This window comes from Rhodococcus sp. 06-1460-1B (genome assembly GCF_002258475.1).
Classification (GTDB): domain Bacteria; phylum Actinomycetota; class Actinomycetes; order Mycobacteriales; family Mycobacteriaceae; genus Rhodococcoides; species Rhodococcoides fascians.
The window spans coordinates 353,541-368,527 of the sequence record NZ_NOYS01000030.1 but is presented as its reverse complement, the minus strand read 5'-3'; the positions used below and the strand labels follow the sequence as shown (position 1 = coordinate 368,527).

Sequence of the window (14,987 nt, the reverse complement as noted above, 5' to 3'; positions counted from 1 at the left end):
GCGGCTCTGCGCGAAGATCCGGACTGCCGAGAACACAGGAGTTGGCTTGAGTACCCCACACGCCCCCAATTCGCCCGCTGCTTCCACTGGATCCGCTGACGGCGGGTCCAACGAGAACGGAATCGGCACCGCTCGCGTCAAGCGCGGTATGGCCGAGATGCTCAAGGGCGGCGTCATCATGGACGTGGTCACCGCAGACCAGGCGAAGATCGCCGAGGATGCCGGTGCCGTTGCCGTCATGGCGCTCGAGCGCGTTCCCGCCGACATCCGCGCGCAGGGCGGGGTGTCGCGGATGAGCGATCCGGACATGATCGACAGCATCATCTCCTCGGTCAGCATTCCGGTGATGGCCAAGGCCCGCATCGGGCACTTCGTCGAGGCGCAGATCCTGCAGAGCCTGGGTGTCGACTACATCGACGAGTCCGAGGTCCTCACCCCGGCCGACTATGCCAATCACATCGACAAGTGGAATTTCACCGTTCCGTTCGTGTGTGGTGCCACCAACCTGGGTGAAGCACTGCGTCGAATCACCGAGGGCGCAGCCATGATTCGCTCCAAGGGCGAGGCCGGCACCGGCGATGTCTCGAACGCGACTACCCACATGCGCAAGATTCGCGACGAGATTCGCCGTCTCACATCACTTCCCGAAGACGAGCTCTACGTCGCGGCGAAGGAATTGCAGGCTCCGTACGATCTCGTCGTCGAAATCGCCCGTGCCGGAAAGCTGCCCGTCACGTTGTTCACCGCCGGCGGTATCGCCACCCCGGCCGACGCAGCGATGATGATGCAACTCGGTGCCGAGGGAGTGTTCGTCGGATCGGGAATCTTCAAGTCCGGCAACCCGAAAGAACGTGCCGAGGCAATCGTCAAGGCCACTACCTTCTTCGACGACCCGGATGTCCTCGCCAAGGTCTCCCGTGGACTCGGCGAGGCGATGGTCGGCATCAACGTCGACGACCTGCCCGTCGCACACCGGCTCGCCGAGCGCGGTTGGTGACCGTCCTCTTCCGGTCGCGTAGCTACTGACTGCGTTCCAGTGCCGGGCGGTCCGGATGGTCCCACCGGACCGCGAAGTCCGGCCGCTCGGCGCAGTCGTCGATCGAGTCGTTGTACTCGAGCAGTGCCGTGCAGGTCCATTGGTCGGCCGTGTCGGTCCTCCGACGCAGCGCACCCTCGGACAACCGCAACTGCACTCGAAGATCGACGTCCAGTCCTCGGCCCAGCAGCATCGGACCGGCAATCAGGACTATGTGATTCGGCGCGGCCTCGACGGTACGAGCGCGGGCGGATCGATCGGTTGCCTCATCCCACAGACGCGGCAGATAGTGACCTCGGCCACCGGCACGCAGCGGCGCGATGACCTCACGGATCACGGCATCGTAGTCGAACCACACAGTGCGGTAGCTCAATTCGTCCGTTCGCGAATACTCGAATCGAATGGACGCCGGCCGGACGTAATCGTGCAGGTCGACGACGTCGGCACGCCTGCCCTGTGCGCGGGCGTGTTCGGCTGTGCGAGAGGCGAAGTCGACCGGCTTCGCGGCGTCGGCACCGTCGACGACAACGATCGTTCGCGACCCGGCGGGGCACGCATCGACGATCGACCTGGTCAGAAGATCGGGAAATATCGGTATTGGTTGACCCACACCGACCATCTTGCCTGGTCCACTCATTGTTAGCCTGAGCCGTTGTCACAGAAAGGTGGACACAGCCATGGCCAGCATCGAGGACATTCTCGAATTGGAACGAATCGAGAACGACATCTATCGGGGACGCACGTTCCCGAGCCGGCTGCCGCGTACGTTCGGCGGCCAGGTTGCCGGCCAGGCGCTCGTCGCGGCCGTGCGCACCGTGGCGCCCGAGTTCCGCGTGCATTCGCTGCACGGCTACTTTCTCCGGCCGGGTAACCCGAACGAGCCGGCCGTGTTCATGGTCGATCGTATTCGGGACGGCCGGTCGTTCTGCACCCGTCGAGTGACCGGAATTCAGCACGGCAAGGCCATCTTCACGATGTCCGCCTCGTTCCACGGCGACGACGACGGGATCTCCCATCAGGACCTCATGCCCGAGGTGGTCGGACCGGAATCATTGCCCGACCCCACCACCCTGGCGGAGTACGACACCTCCTACTACAAGGAGTGGTCCGAATGGGACATCCGTCTCATTCCCGACGATCAGACCGTCAAGCATCCCAGTTTCGCTGCGCAGCAACGGGTCTGGTTCAGGTACCGCGACACGCTGCCCGACGATCAGGTGTTCCATGTCTGCGCGCTCGCCTACATGAGCGACATGACGCTCATCGGATCGGCCAAGGTGCCGCACCCGGACGCCGTCACGCAGACGGCCTCCCTCGATCACGCGCTGTGGTTCCTCAGGCCGTTCCGAGCGGACGAATGGTTGCTCTACGACCAGACGTCGCCGTCCGCTGATTTCGGACGGGCACTGGCCCAGGGGCGAATCTTCGACATCTCCGGTCGTATGGTCGCCGCCGTCGTCCAAGAGGGACTGATGCGCTTCGAGCGGGACACCTCGAAGCCACACGTCGATCCCTTCGGATTGAAGTGACGCCGCCGACGATCGGCGTACTCGCACTACAGGGCGATGTTCGCGAGCACTTGGCCGCGCTGGAGTCGAGCGGTGCGCACGGAATCACCGTGCGGCGGCCGGACGAACTCGCCCGAATCGACGGGTTGATCATTCCCGGTGGCGAATCCACGACGATGAGCACCCTGCTCGGTGTATTCGATCTGCTCGGGCCGCTGCGAGCTCGTCTGGCCGACGGTATGCCCGCGTACGGATCGTGCGCGGGGATGATCCTGTTGGCGTCGGACATCCTCGACACCAGGCCCGACGCGGAACACCTCGACGGTCTCGATATCACCGTGCGCCGCAACGCTTTCGGCCGACAGGTCGACTCGTTCGAGACCGATCTCGAATTCGCCGACATCGAGGGCGGACCGATGCGCGCAGTGTTCATTCGCGCGCCCTGGGTCGAGCGTGTCGGTGCGGACGTCGAAGTACTCGCCACCGTCCCGAACGGGCCTGCTGCGGGCCGTGTGGTGGCCGTGCGCCAGAACCGAGTGCTGGCCACCAGCTTCCATCCCGAGGTCACCGGAGACGATCGAGTGCACCGACTCTTCGTGGACATGGTGCGCAGCGCGTAGAAACCCGTAATCGCCGGTTGGGGCGGAGCAAGGACACGGGCGAGTAAAGTCGACAACACTGATTTCGAGCAGGAAGGGGCCCTATCGCATGAGCGGCCACTCAAAATGGGCCACCACCAAGCACAAGAAGGCGGTGATCGACGCCCGACGTGGCAAGTCTTTCGCCAAGCTCATCAAGAACATCGAGGTGGCGGCCCGCACGGGTGGCGGTGACCCCACCGGGAACCCGACGCTCTTCGACGCCATTCAGAAGGCGAAGAAGACCTCGGTGCCTATCGACAACATCGAACGTGCGCGCAAGCGAGGTGCAGGCGAAGAGACCGGTGGTGCCGATTGGCAGACCATCATGTACGAGGGCTACGGACCCAACGGTGTCGCCATCCTCATCGAGTGCCTCACCGACAACCGCAATCGCGCCGCAGGCGAGGTTCGCGTCGCGATGACGCGCAACGGCGGAAACATGGCCGATCCGGGTTCGGTGTCGTACCTGTTCTCGCGCAAGGGTGTGGTGACCCTCGAGAAGAACGGTCAGAGCGAGGACGACGTGTTGATGGCGGTTCTCGAGGCCGGTGCCGAGGAAGTGAACGACAACGGCGACACGTTCGAGATCGTCAGTGAGCCGACCGATCTGATCGCAGTGCGTACCGCACTGCAGGACGCGGGCATCGACTACGACTCCGCGGAGGCGAGCTTCCAGGCTTCGGTCAACGTCCCGGTGGACGCAGACGGAGCGCGCAAGGTCTTCAAGCTGATCGACGCCCTCGAAGACAGCGACGACGTGCAGAACGTCTGGTCCAACGTCGACCTGTCGGACGAGGTCATGGCCGAACTGGACGACGAGGACTGACCCGGTCCGCTTGCTCACGGTGATCGACCGGGTGTCGTAGCCCTGATCCGTCGGTGCGCTCCGCTACGCTATCGAACAACAGTTCGTAAGCGGAAGGTGTGGTGACGTGCGGGTGATGGGTGTCGACCCCGGTCTCACCAGGTGTGGGCTCAGTTTGATCGAGGGAGGCGTCGGTCGCACAGTCGTCGCTCTCGACGTGGATGTGGTCCGGACTCCCGCCGACATGGATCTCGCGCAGCGTCTGCTGCGGATATCCGAGGCGGCTGAATATTGGCTCGATACCCACAAACCGTCGGTGGTGGCGATCGAGCGAGTCTTCGCTCAGCACAACGTACGGACGGCCATGGGCACCGCGCAGGCAGGCGGCGTCATCGCACTGGCTGCGGCCCGGCGCGGTATCGACGTCTGCTTCCACACTCCCAGTGAGGTGAAGGCAGCCGTCACCGGCAACGGTTCGGCCGACAAGGCGCAGGTCACCGCCATGGTCATGCGCATTCTCGGGCTGCAGACCGCGCCGACTCCCGCTGATGCCGCTGATGCGTTGGCTCTGGGTATCTGTCACTGCTGGCGCGCGCCGATGATCGCCCGGATGGCCAAAGCCGAGGCGATGGCCGCCGAGCAGAAGCGCAAGTACGACGCGCGTCTGGCCGAGGAACGCAAAGCTCGCGCCGCGGTGGCGCGCAAAATCGAGAAACTGGCCAAGAAGGAGGCGGGCGCACGGTGATCGCATCCATTCGCGGGTCGGTGATCGACATCGCTCTCGATCACGCAGTACTCGAGGCGGCCGGTGTCGGATATCGCGTCAATGCCACACCGGCGACGTTGGCGACGCTGCATCGGGGGAGCGAGTCGACTCTGCTCACCACCATGATCGTGCGCGAGGACTCGCAAACGCTGTACGGGTTTCCCGACAAGGAATCACGTGAGCTGTTCGAGCTGCTGCTCACGGTTTCCGGAGTCGGGCCACGAATTGCGATGGCCACACTTGCGGTACACGAACCCGACTCCCTGCGAACAGCTTTGGCGGACAGCGACATCGGGGCCCTCACCAGAGTTCCCGGTATCGGCAAGCGCGGGGCCGAGAGGATGGTGGTCGAGCTGCGCGACAAGGTCGACGCCGTTGTCGGCCGCGCCGGCAGTTCCGTGGTGCCCGGTTCCGGGGTCGGCAACTCGATGCGCGATCAGATCGTCGAAGCCCTGATCGGTCTCGGATTCCCGGCGAAGCAGGCCGAGGAGGCCACCGACGCGGTACTCGCACAGCAGCCCGAGGCCACGACGTCCACCGCACTGCGGGCCGCGTTGGCGTACCTCGGTAAGTCCAGGTAGGTCGGCGTGACCGAGGACGACGAGTTCGGGGAATCTCAGGTCGGTGCGGAGGCCATGTCCGACGACCTCGACATCGAGACCAGTCTGCGTCCGAAGAACCTCACCGATTTCATCGGTCAGCCTCGGGTGCGTGAGCAACTGCAGCTGGTGCTCTCGGGGGCGAAGATGCGCGGCGGCACCCCCGATCACATCCTGATGTCGGGTCCGCCCGGGCTGGGAAAGACCAGCATGGCGATGATCATCGCCGCAGAGCTCGGCACGTCACTGCGGTTGACCTCCGGGCCCGCCCTCGAGCGTGCGGGCGATCTGGCCGCGATGCTCAGCAACCTCGTCGAAGGGGACGTTCTGTTCATCGACGAGATTCATCGGATCGCCCGGCCGGCCGAGGAAATGTTGTATCTGGCCATGGAGGACTTCCGTGTCGACGTGATCGTCGGCAAGGGGCCGGGAGCGACGTCGATTCCGTTGGAAGTCGCCCCATTCACTCTGGTCGGTGCAACGACCCGGTCCGGCGCCCTCACCGGACCGCTGCGCGACCGCTTCGGGTTCGTGGCGCACATGGATTTCTACGAGCCCAGTGAACTCGAACGAATCCTGATGCGATCCGCTGGGATTCTGGGTGTCCCCATCGACCGCGACGGCTGCGCCGAGATCGCAGGACGCTCGCGTGGCACACCCCGAATCGCGAACCGGCTGCTGCGCCGAGTTCGCGACTACGCGGACGTGCGCGGGGACGGCACCGTCACCCAGGACACCGCCAAGGCCGCGCTCGTGGTCTACGACGTGGACAAGCTCGGACTGGATCGCCTCGACCGTGCCGTCCTCAGCGCGCTGATCCGAAGTTTCGGCGGGGGACCGGTGGGAGTGTCCACTCTCGCTGTCGCCGTCGGCGAGGAGCCCTCGACGGTCGAGGAAGTGTGTGAGCCGTTCCTGGTACGGGCCGGGATGATCGCCCGCACGCCGCGCGGTCGCGTCGCCACCGCCGCCGCCTGGCACCACCTCGGTCTCACCCCGCCGCCGGACCTCGCAGTCGGGGGAATTTCGGTGCGATCGGCCGAGGTCCAGCAGGGATTATTCGAGTGAAACGGCCGCAACACGAGACGAACGGACCGAGCGGGCCACAGGTGATGGCACACTGGGTAGCTGCGAGGCCCGCACCAGCGATGTTCTCGCACGAGACAATGACGATTATCGAACCGAACTTCGAGGACTGACCTTCCGATGGATTTGCTGTTTCCGCTGCTGATCGTGGCCCTTCTGGTACCGCTGTTTCTCAACGCGCGCCGACAGAAGAAGGTGCTGGCCAAGACCACGGAAATGCAGGACTCGCTGAAGGTCGGCGACGAGGTCGTCACCACTGCAGGCCTGTATGCACGAGTGGTCCTCGTCGAGGACGACACGATCGACCTCGAGATCGCCGACGGCGTCATCACCACGTGGTCCCGCGCCGTCGTGCGTGAGGTTCTGCCCGACGACACCGAGTTCGACGACGGCGAATCGGACGAGAACGCCTTCGATTCGGTGCCCGGTGCCGGCACCGCCGCGGTCGGCCCCACCGAGCCGGCAGCTCCGTCGCTGCACAAGGACGTCGGGAACCCCGCCGACGAAACCGTCGAGCAGACGACGAAGCGCCTCGAAAAAGAGTGACGTAACGAAGATCCGAACCGCTGTCGGAGACACAATCCGGCAGCGGTTTCGTCTGCGGTGAGCGTCGTGGTGCACAATCGCACCGCCCGCCGCTGACACAACGAGGCACGAGCCAACAGGAACAGACACTTTTCCACCGCCCAGAGGAGAATCACACACCGTGGCACCTTCCAGCGGATCGGTGCATCCCGCCCGCTATCTCGCCGTCTTCGCGGTGCTGATGGCGGCGGTGTATGCCCTGGTCTTCTTCACCGGAGACAAAGACCCCTCGCCGAAGTTGGGAATCGACCTGCAGGGCGGCACGCGAGTGACGCTGACTGCACGCACGCCCGACGGAAATGCGCCGTCGCAGGACAGCCTCAAGCAGGCGCAGCAGATCATCGAGACCCGCGTCAACGGTCTCGGCGTGTCCGGTTCCGAGGTGGTCATCGACGGCGACAATCTCGTCATCACGGTGCCCGGTGACGACAGCTCTCAGGCGAGAACTCTGGGGCAGACCGCTCGACTGTTCATTCGTCCGGTGGTGGGGTCGGTTGCACCATCCGCAGGCCAGGCGACGCCGGGTTCTCCGCAGACTCCGACGGACCCGGCTGCGCCGGCAGATCCGGCGACAGCCGTCGATCCTGCTGCTCCAGCTGCTCCGCAGAGTCGGGTGTTTCCGGCGCAGGATCCGACGACGGTAGACCCGACCCCCGCTCCGACAACCGGTGCTCCGGCCTCGGACGCACCCGCGACGGACGCCCCGACCTCGAGTGATCCCGCCGAAAACGCGTCGCTGTCCGACGCCGATCGGGCAGCCCAGGAGATCGCCGACGCGAAGGCGCTTCGTCAGAGCGAGGATCAGCAGATACAGCAGCTCGCCATGCAGTCGCTCGATTGCAACGCCGCGGACCCGCTCGCCGGCAACGACGATCCTGCACTCCCGCTCGTGGCCTGCTCCACCGACGGAACAGCTGTCTACCTTCTCGGTCCCACGATCATCGACGGTCAGCAGATCGCCGACGCGACGTCGGGATTCGACAACCAGCAGGCTCAGTTCCAGGTAAGCCTGACGTTCGATTCCGAGGGGTCGAACACCTGGGCGCAGTTCACGGCTGCGAACCTGCAGAAGCAGGCCGCATTCGTACTGGACTCGAAGGTGATCAGCGCGCCGGTCATTCAGGGTGCCACTCCCGCCGGTAGTGCCACGTCGATCACCGGCAACTTCAACGCGCAGAGCGCTTCCGAACTGGCCAACACGCTCAAGTACGGTTCGCTGCCGCTGTCGTTCGTGTCCTCCGAGGCCGAAACGGTCTCGGCCACACTGGGATTGGCGTCACTCGAAGCAGGCCTGATCGCCGGTGCCATCGGCTTGGCCCTCGTGCTGGTCTACTGCCTGCTGTACTACCGAGCCCTCGGCCTGCTCACGGCTCTGTCGTTGGCGCTGGCCGGGCTCGTCGTCTACGGCATCCTGATCCTGCTCGGCAGGTGGATCAGCTTCACCCTCGACCTCGCCGGCATCGCCGGCCTGATCATCGGTATCGGCATGACCGCGGACTCTTTCGTGGTGTTCTTCGAGCGCATCAAGGACGAGATTCGGGAGGGCCGCAGCTTCCGGTCCGCAGTGCCCCGCGGTTGGGCCCGCGCACGCAAGACAATCCTGTCCGGCAACGCGGTCAGCTTCATCGCCGCTGCCGTTCTGTACGTACTGGCAGTCGGTCAGGTGCGCGGCTTCGCGTTCACCCTGGGACTGACGACCATCCTCGACGTCATCGTCGTGGTGCTGGTGACGTGGCCGCTGGTGAATCTGGCGTCGAAGTCGAAATTCTGGTCCAAGCCGTCCGTCAACGGTCTCGGCGCGGTTCAGCAGATCGCGCTCGAACGAAAGCGCGCCGCCAACAAGGCAGTCGCCGTCAAGACCGGCGCCGCGTCGCCGTCGAAGGAGGCATGACATGTCCGATACGGCCACCTCGACCCCATCGCCTCTCGACGATTCGAGCGTCGACCAGTCCACGCAGCCCAGGCACAGTTGGTTCTCTCGTCTCTACACCGGCACCGGTGCATTCGAGATCGTCGGACGCCGCAGGTTCTACTACGTGCTGACCGGCGTCATCGTGCTGATCTGCCTGCTCAGCTTCCTCGTGCGTGGGTTCACGCTCGGTATCGACTTCGAGGGCGGCACCCGCATCGCATTGCCCGCCGCGGACAACATCTCCACCGAGCAGGTCGAAACCGTCTACAACGACTCGCTGGGCATGCCCCCGGTGTCGGTCCAGACGGTCGGCTCGGGTGCCGCGGCCACGGTGCAGATCCGTTCCGAGGCGCTCGATCCAGCCGAAGTCGACACTCTTCGACAGGCTCTGTTCCAGTCCTTCCAGCCACAGGACAACTCGGGCACCGCAACGCCCAATGCCATCAGCGTGTCCGACGTGAGTGAGACATGGGGGAGTCAGATCACCCAGAAGGCTCTGATAGCCCTCGCGGTGTTCCTGGTGATCGTCAGCATCTACATCGCCATCCGATACGAACGAGATATGGCGCTGGCGGCCCTGGCCGCATTGGGCTTCGACCTCGTCGTCACCGCAGGCGTCTATTCACTCGTCGGCTTCGAGGTGACCCCGGCCACGGTGATCGGTCTGCTGACCATTCTGGGCTTCTCGCTGTACGACTCCGTCGTGGTGTTCGACAAGGTGGAGGAGAACACCCGAGGCATCTTGAACCTGCACCGCAAGACGTACGCGGAGCAGGCCAACCTCGCCGTGAATCAGACTCTGATGCGATCGATCAACACGACCGTGATCGGTGTTCTGCCGGTCATCGCGTTGATGATCGTCGCGGTCTGGCTGCTGGGCGTGGGAACGCTCAAGGACCTCGCTCTCGTGCAGCTCGTCGGCATGATCGTCGGTGCCTACTCGTCCATCTTCTTCGCCACGCCGCTGTTGGTGACCCTGAAGGAGAAGTGGGGCCCGGTCGCGGTCCACACTCGCAAGGTCCACTCCAAGCGTGCCGACGCGGCGGCGCGCGCCGCCGGTCTCGCACCCGAACCGGTGGCCGTCGGCGTGGATGTCAGCAAGGCGTCGGCACCGCAGCCCGGCAATCGCCCTACTGGGAAGCGGAACAAGAAGCGCCGATAGCGAGATCGTAGAGATGGAGAGTGCACGTGGAACGTAGGTGGAGCGCGGCACTGCTGGCAGCGGGTCTGGCCGCAGCGTCGCTCACCGCATGTTCGGCCTCGGAGGACAAGGTGCCTTCCATCGGGTACTCGTTCGACAACGTGGTGAACAACTACAACGCCAGGACCGTCGACGGGGCCGCGTCGGGAGCGCGTCAGGCGTTCACACGAGTCCAGGTCGGGTTCAGCTACCTGGGACCGGACGGTGATGCGCTGTCGGACAACGACATCGGTACCGTCGCCGTGGTGCCTGGGGACGTTCTTACGCTGCAGTACACGATCGCGCCTGCGGCGAAATACTCCGACGGCGCACCGATGGCGTGCGATGACCTGGTGCTGGCGTGGGCCGCCAACAGCGGCCGGTTCGCCACCGACCGTCCCCTGTTCGACGCGGCGTCGACGGCGGGATACTCCGACATCGCGAGCATCGACTGCGTCCCCGGGTCCAAGGACGCCACCGTCGTCTTCGCCCCGGGCCGCAGCTACCAGAACTGGCGAGCTCTGTTCGGTGCCACCGATCTTTTGCCCGCACACGTGGCTGCGCGCGCGGCCGGGGTACCGAACGTCGTCGATCCCATAGTGGCCGGCGATGACGGTGTCGTCTCTCGGATCGCCGACTTCTGGAACACCGGGTGGACGTTGACGCCCGGTTCTGTCGACACGTCTCTGTTGCCGTCGGCCGGTCCGTACCGCGTCGACTCGTACACCGCCGAGGACGGGTTGGTTCTGGTCGCGAACGACGCCTGGTGGGGCATTCCGCCGGAGACGCAAAGAGTCGTGATCTGGCCCAAGGGCACCGACGTCCCGGCGAAGATTGCCGATGGATCTCTGGACGTGATCGACCAGGGTGCGGGCGCGATCGATCTGGGTTCGACAGAGGGGTTCGAGACCGTCACGGAACCGTCGCGAGGCGTCGAGCAGCTGACGTTCGCGACCCAGGGCGCGCTGGCGGATGCGAGTGCTCGCCGGGCCGTGGCCGCATGCATCCCGCGAACGGACCTGTTCGACACACTCGGGCACCCTGGCTTCGAGGCACCGCCGGCCGGGCCCGGCTCCGGCGTCGTCGATTCTCGGCTGATGCAGCCGGACACTCTGGTGTACCCCTCGGTGGCTGCGACGGTCGGGGACCGGTACCAGCGGTCGGACCTGGACCGCGCGGGCAAGGAACTGGCCGCGTCGGGTAACAGTGCGCTGACCGTACGCGTCGGCTACCTGGCACCGGACGCGCGCCGCGCTCAGCTGGTCAGCCGAATGGCGACCGATTGTGCGGCGGCGGGGATCACCGTCGAGGACGCGAGCTCACCGGAGTTCACGCCGTCCGCGCTTCGTGCCGGAACAGTGGACGCCGTTCTCGGCGGCGCGGGGTCGCTGCCAGGGCCGACCGGCTCGGCGTCGTCCGTCGTCGCACGGTACTCGTTGCGAACCGGCATCGGCCTCAACGTGGGCGGGTACAGCAACGGGCGGATCGACTCGATCGTCGACCAGCTGGCGGTGACCGACGATCCCGAGCGCGTGCTGGCGTTGGCGACCGAGGGCGAGAACATTCTGTGGAACGACATTCCGTCGCTTCCGCTGTACAGCGAGCCGCGCACCACCGTCGTCAGCGACGGTATGCAGGACGTCGTGGCCAACCCCACGGCGGCCGGTGCCGGCTGGAACATGGATCGGTGGGTACTTCTGAAATGAGCGATGCGACAGTGACTCAGGACGGCGGGGTGCGCGGTGATGCCGTGTCGGCCGTGCATCGGCTGACGCGGTGGGTGGACGATTTTCCCGTGGACGGGGTGCGGTTCGGCGACCTGACCCCGGTGTTCGCGGAGGGGCCCGCGTTGCGCAGTGTCGTCACGGCACTGGCGGAGGGTTTCGAGAACGTCGATCTGGTGGCCGGCATCGATGCCCGAGGGTTTCTGCTGGGAGCGGGCGTGGGACTCGAGCTCGGTTGCGGGGTGCTCGCTGTACGCAAGGCGGGCAAACTGCCGCCGCCCGTGCACTCGCGAACCTACGATCTCGAGTACGGAACCGCGGAACTGCAGATTCCGACCTCCATCGAGCTGGCCGGTCGACGGGTGCTCGTGGTCGACGATGTCCTCGCCACCGGCGGTACCGTCGATGCGACAGCTCGGTTGCTGGCCGAGCAGGGCGCGGTGGTGGTCGGGGCGACCGTGGTGCTGGAAATCGAGGCGCTCGACGGCCGCAGCAAGTGCAGTGACTACCCGCTCGCCTGCCTGGTTCGAGTCTGAGGACTAAAGTCGACTGATACAGCGTCGACCGGATCTGTCCTGGCGTCGGCGCGAATGTGTGGCAGGAGGTGATGAGAGTGACCCGTTATATCGATCAGCCCTTGCCCGAGCGGCCCGCAGTTGCCGATCGGCCGGGAACCGGTGCGGATTCGGTTGCGTCCGGCGATACGAGCGCGGTCGTCGATACCGCAGTGGTCAACGATCCGGTGGTGGACAGACCGGGCGTGCGCGAGCCGGTGTCGAGTGATTCGGCGCAGGCCGACGACCAGGCACCGTCGGGTGCACGCAATTCGGCACCCGTGCCCACCTCGGCCTCCCGTCGAGTTCGGGCGCGGCTCGCTCGTCGCATCACGGCCGGACGCAGCGCGGCGGTCAAGCCCGTCCTCGAACCTCTGGTCAGTCTGCATCGCGAGCTGTATCCCAAGGCCGATCTGACGCTGCTGCAGCGGGCCTACGACGTCGCGGACGAGCTGCATTCCACACAGATGCGCAAGTCCGGCGATCCGTACATCACCCATCCACTTGCCGTGGCGAACATTCTCGCCGAACTGGGCATGGACACCACCACGCTGGTTGCGGCCCTGCTGCACGACACGGTGGAGGACACCGGCTACTCGTTGGCCAAGTTGACCGAGGAGTTCGGTGACGAGGTGTCCCATCTGGTCGACGGGGTCACCAAGCTGGACAAGGTCGTACTGGGGACGGCCGCCGAGGGCGAGACCATCCGCAAGATGATCATCGCGATGGCGCGGGACCCGCGGGTGTTGGTCATCAAGGTCGCCGATCGACTGCACAACATGCGCACGATGCGATTCCTGCCCCCGGAGAAGCAGGCCCGCAAAGCCAAGGAAACACTGGAAGTCATTGCGCCGCTTGCTCATCGGCTGGGTATGGCCACCGTCAAATGGGAGCTCGAAGACCTGGCCTTCGCCATTCTCCATCCCAAGAAGTACGACGAGATCGTTCGGCTGGTCGCCGATCGGGCACCGTCCCGCGACACGTACCTCGAGAAGGTACGGGCCGAGATCAACGCCACACTGGCGGCTTCGAGAATCAGCGCCGTCGTCGAGGGACGTCCCAAGCACTACTGGTCGATCTACCAGAAGATGATCGTCAAGGGCCGCGACTTCGACGACATTCACGACCTCGTCGGAGTGCGGATTCTGTGCGACGAGATTCGCGACTGCTATGCCGCGGTCGGCGTCGTGCACTCGCTGTGGCAGCCGATGGCGGGCCGCTTCAAGGACTACATCGCGCAGCCACGGTACGGCGTCTACCAGTCGCTGCACACCACGGTGATCGGGCCCGAGGGCAAGCCACTCGAAGTGCAGATTCGCACCAGGGACATGCACCGCACCGCGGAGTTCGGTATCGCTGCTCACTGGCGATACAAGGAGACCAAGGGCAAGCACTCGCAGGACAACGCCGAGGTCGACGACATGGCGTGGATGCGCCAGTTGCTCGACTGGCAGCGTGAAGCGGCCGACCCGGGCGAGTTCCTCGAATCGCTGCGCTACGACCTGGCGGTCAAGGAAATCTTCGTCTTCACCCCGAAGGGCGATGTAGTCACGCTTCCCGCCGGATCGTGTCCGGTCGACTTCGCCTATGCGGTGCACACCGAAGTGGGTCACCGCTGTATCGGAGCCCGGGTCAACGGTCGCCTGGTGGCACTCGAACGAACCCTCGACAACGGCGAGGTGGTCGAGGTCTTCACGTCCAAGGCCGTCACGGCCGGGCCGAGTCGAGATTGGCAGGGCTTCGTCGCGTCACCGCGTGCGAAGACCAAGATCCGGCAGTGGTTCGCCAAGGAACGTCGCGAAGAGGCCCTCGAAGCCGGTAAGGACGCCATCGCGAAAGAGGTCCGTCGCGGCGGACTTCCGTTGCAGCGCTTGATGAATGCCGAGTCCATGTCGGCCATCTCCCACGAACTGCGGTACGTGGACGTGTCAGCGTTGTACACCGCGGTCGGTGAGAACCACGTTTCTGCTCGCCACGTCGTGCAGAGGCTGGTCGCTCATCTCGGTGGTGTCGGTGACGTCGAGGAAGAACTCGCGGAGCGCTCTACGCCGTCGACCATTCCGACGAGACCGCGTCAGGTCGGAGACGCCGGGGTACTGGTCACCGGTGCCGAGGGTGTCGTGGCAAAACTCGCCAAGTGCTGCACCCCTGTACCCGGGGACGAAATACTCGGGTTCGTCACCCGCGGCGGGTCGGTCAGCGTCCACCGCACCGACTGCACCAATGCGCGGTCGCTCGAGGAGCAGTCCGAGCGCTTCATCGAGGTGCAATGGGCACCGTCGGCCTCCTCGGTGTTCCTCGTGGCCATTCAGATCGAGGCCCTGGACCGGCATCGGTTGCTCTCGGACGTCACGAAGGCTCTGGCCGACGAGAAGGTCAACATCCTCTCGGCATCCGTCGCGACGTCGGGCGATCGGGTGGCTATCAGCAAGTTCACGTTCGAGATGGGTGACCCCAAGCATCTGGGGCACGTGCTCAACGTCGTGCGCAACGTGGAGGGCGTGTACGACGTGTACCGGCTCACCTCGGCGGCCTGACCGAATTCCGACCCGATACGACGACAGGGTGAGCAGACATTTCTGCTCACCCTGTCG

General features: G+C 65.1%; 14 protein-coding genes. 13 read left to right on the top strand and 1 reads right to left on the bottom strand.

Features of this window, described 5'->3' with window-relative positions:
- Window positions 1–121: 121 nt before the first annotated feature.
- Complete coding sequence (gene pdxS / locus CH268_RS17640; protein ID WP_094652899.1) at window positions 122–997, top strand: pyridoxal 5'-phosphate synthase lyase subunit PdxS; 876 nt, start codon at window positions 122–124, stop codon at window positions 995–997.
- Between the two features lie 22 nt (window positions 998–1,019).
- Here the strand turns inward: pdxS and CH268_RS17635 are convergent, their stop codons facing one another.
- Entirely contained in the window at window positions 1,020–1,655 is a 636-nt protein-coding gene (locus tag CH268_RS17635) for a hypothetical protein (RefSeq protein ID WP_441346981.1), read from the bottom strand.
- Window positions 1,656–1,713: 58 nt separating this feature from the next.
- Here CH268_RS17635 and CH268_RS17630 point away from each other — a divergent pair, with 58 nt between their 5' ends.
- The 12 genes from CH268_RS17630 (at window position 1,714) to CH268_RS17575 (ending at window position 14,930) form a co-directional block, all read left to right on the top strand.
- Window positions 1,714–2,565: an acyl-CoA thioesterase gene (locus CH268_RS17630; RefSeq protein ID WP_027496942.1), complete on the top strand. Its 852-nt coding sequence runs from the start codon at window positions 1,714–1,716 to the stop codon at window positions 2,563–2,565.
- Window positions 2,562–3,164: a pyridoxal 5'-phosphate synthase glutaminase subunit PdxT gene (gene pdxT, locus CH268_RS17625; RefSeq protein ID WP_094665283.1), complete on the top strand. Its 603-nt coding sequence runs from the start codon at window positions 2,562–2,564 to the stop codon at window positions 3,162–3,164. The genes CH268_RS17630 and pdxT overlap by 4 nt, the downstream gene beginning before the upstream one ends.
- An 88-nt stretch (window positions 3,165–3,252) precedes the next feature.
- Window positions 3,253–4,011 (top strand): YebC/PmpR family DNA-binding transcriptional regulator, encoded by a 759-nt coding sequence (locus CH268_RS17620; RefSeq protein ID WP_032365082.1) that lies wholly within the window; start codon window positions 3,253–3,255, stop codon window positions 4,009–4,011.
- 106 nt (window positions 4,012–4,117) lie between these two features.
- The gene (gene ruvC / locus CH268_RS17615; protein ID WP_032370470.1) at window positions 4,118–4,735 is read left to right on the top strand and encodes a crossover junction endodeoxyribonuclease RuvC; all 618 of its coding nucleotides are present in this window, start codon (window positions 4,118–4,120) and stop codon (window positions 4,733–4,735) included.
- Window positions 4,732–5,337: a Holliday junction branch migration protein RuvA gene (gene ruvA, locus CH268_RS17610; RefSeq protein WP_032372502.1), complete on the top strand. Its 606-nt coding sequence runs from the start codon at window positions 4,732–4,734 to the stop codon at window positions 5,335–5,337. The genes ruvC and ruvA overlap by 4 nt, the downstream gene beginning before the upstream one ends.
- A gap of 54 nt (window positions 5,338–5,391) precedes the next feature.
- The gene (gene ruvB / locus CH268_RS17605; protein ID WP_045841916.1) at window positions 5,392–6,420 is read left to right on the top strand and encodes a Holliday junction branch migration DNA helicase RuvB; all 1,029 of its coding nucleotides are present in this window, start codon (window positions 5,392–5,394) and stop codon (window positions 6,418–6,420) included.
- A gap of 138 nt (window positions 6,421–6,558) precedes the next feature.
- Complete coding sequence (gene yajC, locus CH268_RS17600; RefSeq protein WP_032372501.1) at window positions 6,559–6,984, top strand: preprotein translocase subunit YajC; 426 nt, start codon at window positions 6,559–6,561, stop codon at window positions 6,982–6,984.
- Between the two features lie 160 nt (window positions 6,985–7,144).
- Window positions 7,145–8,914 carry a protein translocase subunit SecD gene (secD, locus tag CH268_RS17595; protein ID WP_032365084.1) on the top strand — a complete coding sequence of 590 codons (1,770 nt, stop codon included), beginning with the start codon at window positions 7,145–7,147 and terminating at the stop codon, window positions 8,912–8,914.
- A gap of 1 nt (window position 8,915) precedes the next feature.
- Window positions 8,916–10,097, top strand: a complete 1,182-nt coding sequence (gene secF / locus CH268_RS17590) for a protein translocase subunit SecF (RefSeq protein WP_032372500.1) — start codon at window positions 8,916–8,918, stop codon at window positions 10,095–10,097.
- A 20-nt stretch (window positions 10,098–10,117) separates the two neighbouring features.
- Window positions 10,118–11,821 carry an ABC transporter substrate-binding protein gene (locus tag CH268_RS17585; protein ID WP_094665281.1) on the top strand — a complete coding sequence of 568 codons (1,704 nt, stop codon included), beginning with the start codon at window positions 10,118–10,120 and terminating at the stop codon, window positions 11,819–11,821.
- On the top strand, window positions 11,818–12,375 hold the full coding sequence (locus CH268_RS17580) for an adenine phosphoribosyltransferase (RefSeq protein WP_051365142.1): 558 nt from the start codon (window positions 11,818–11,820) through the stop codon (window positions 12,373–12,375). Before CH268_RS17585 ends, CH268_RS17580 begins: the two co-directional genes overlap by 4 nt.
- A 299-nt stretch (window positions 12,376–12,674) precedes the next feature.
- Entirely contained in the window at window positions 12,675–14,930 is a 2,256-nt protein-coding gene (locus CH268_RS17575) for a RelA/SpoT family protein (RefSeq protein WP_167327864.1), read from the top strand.
- Window positions 14,931–14,987: the final 57 nt, after the last annotated feature.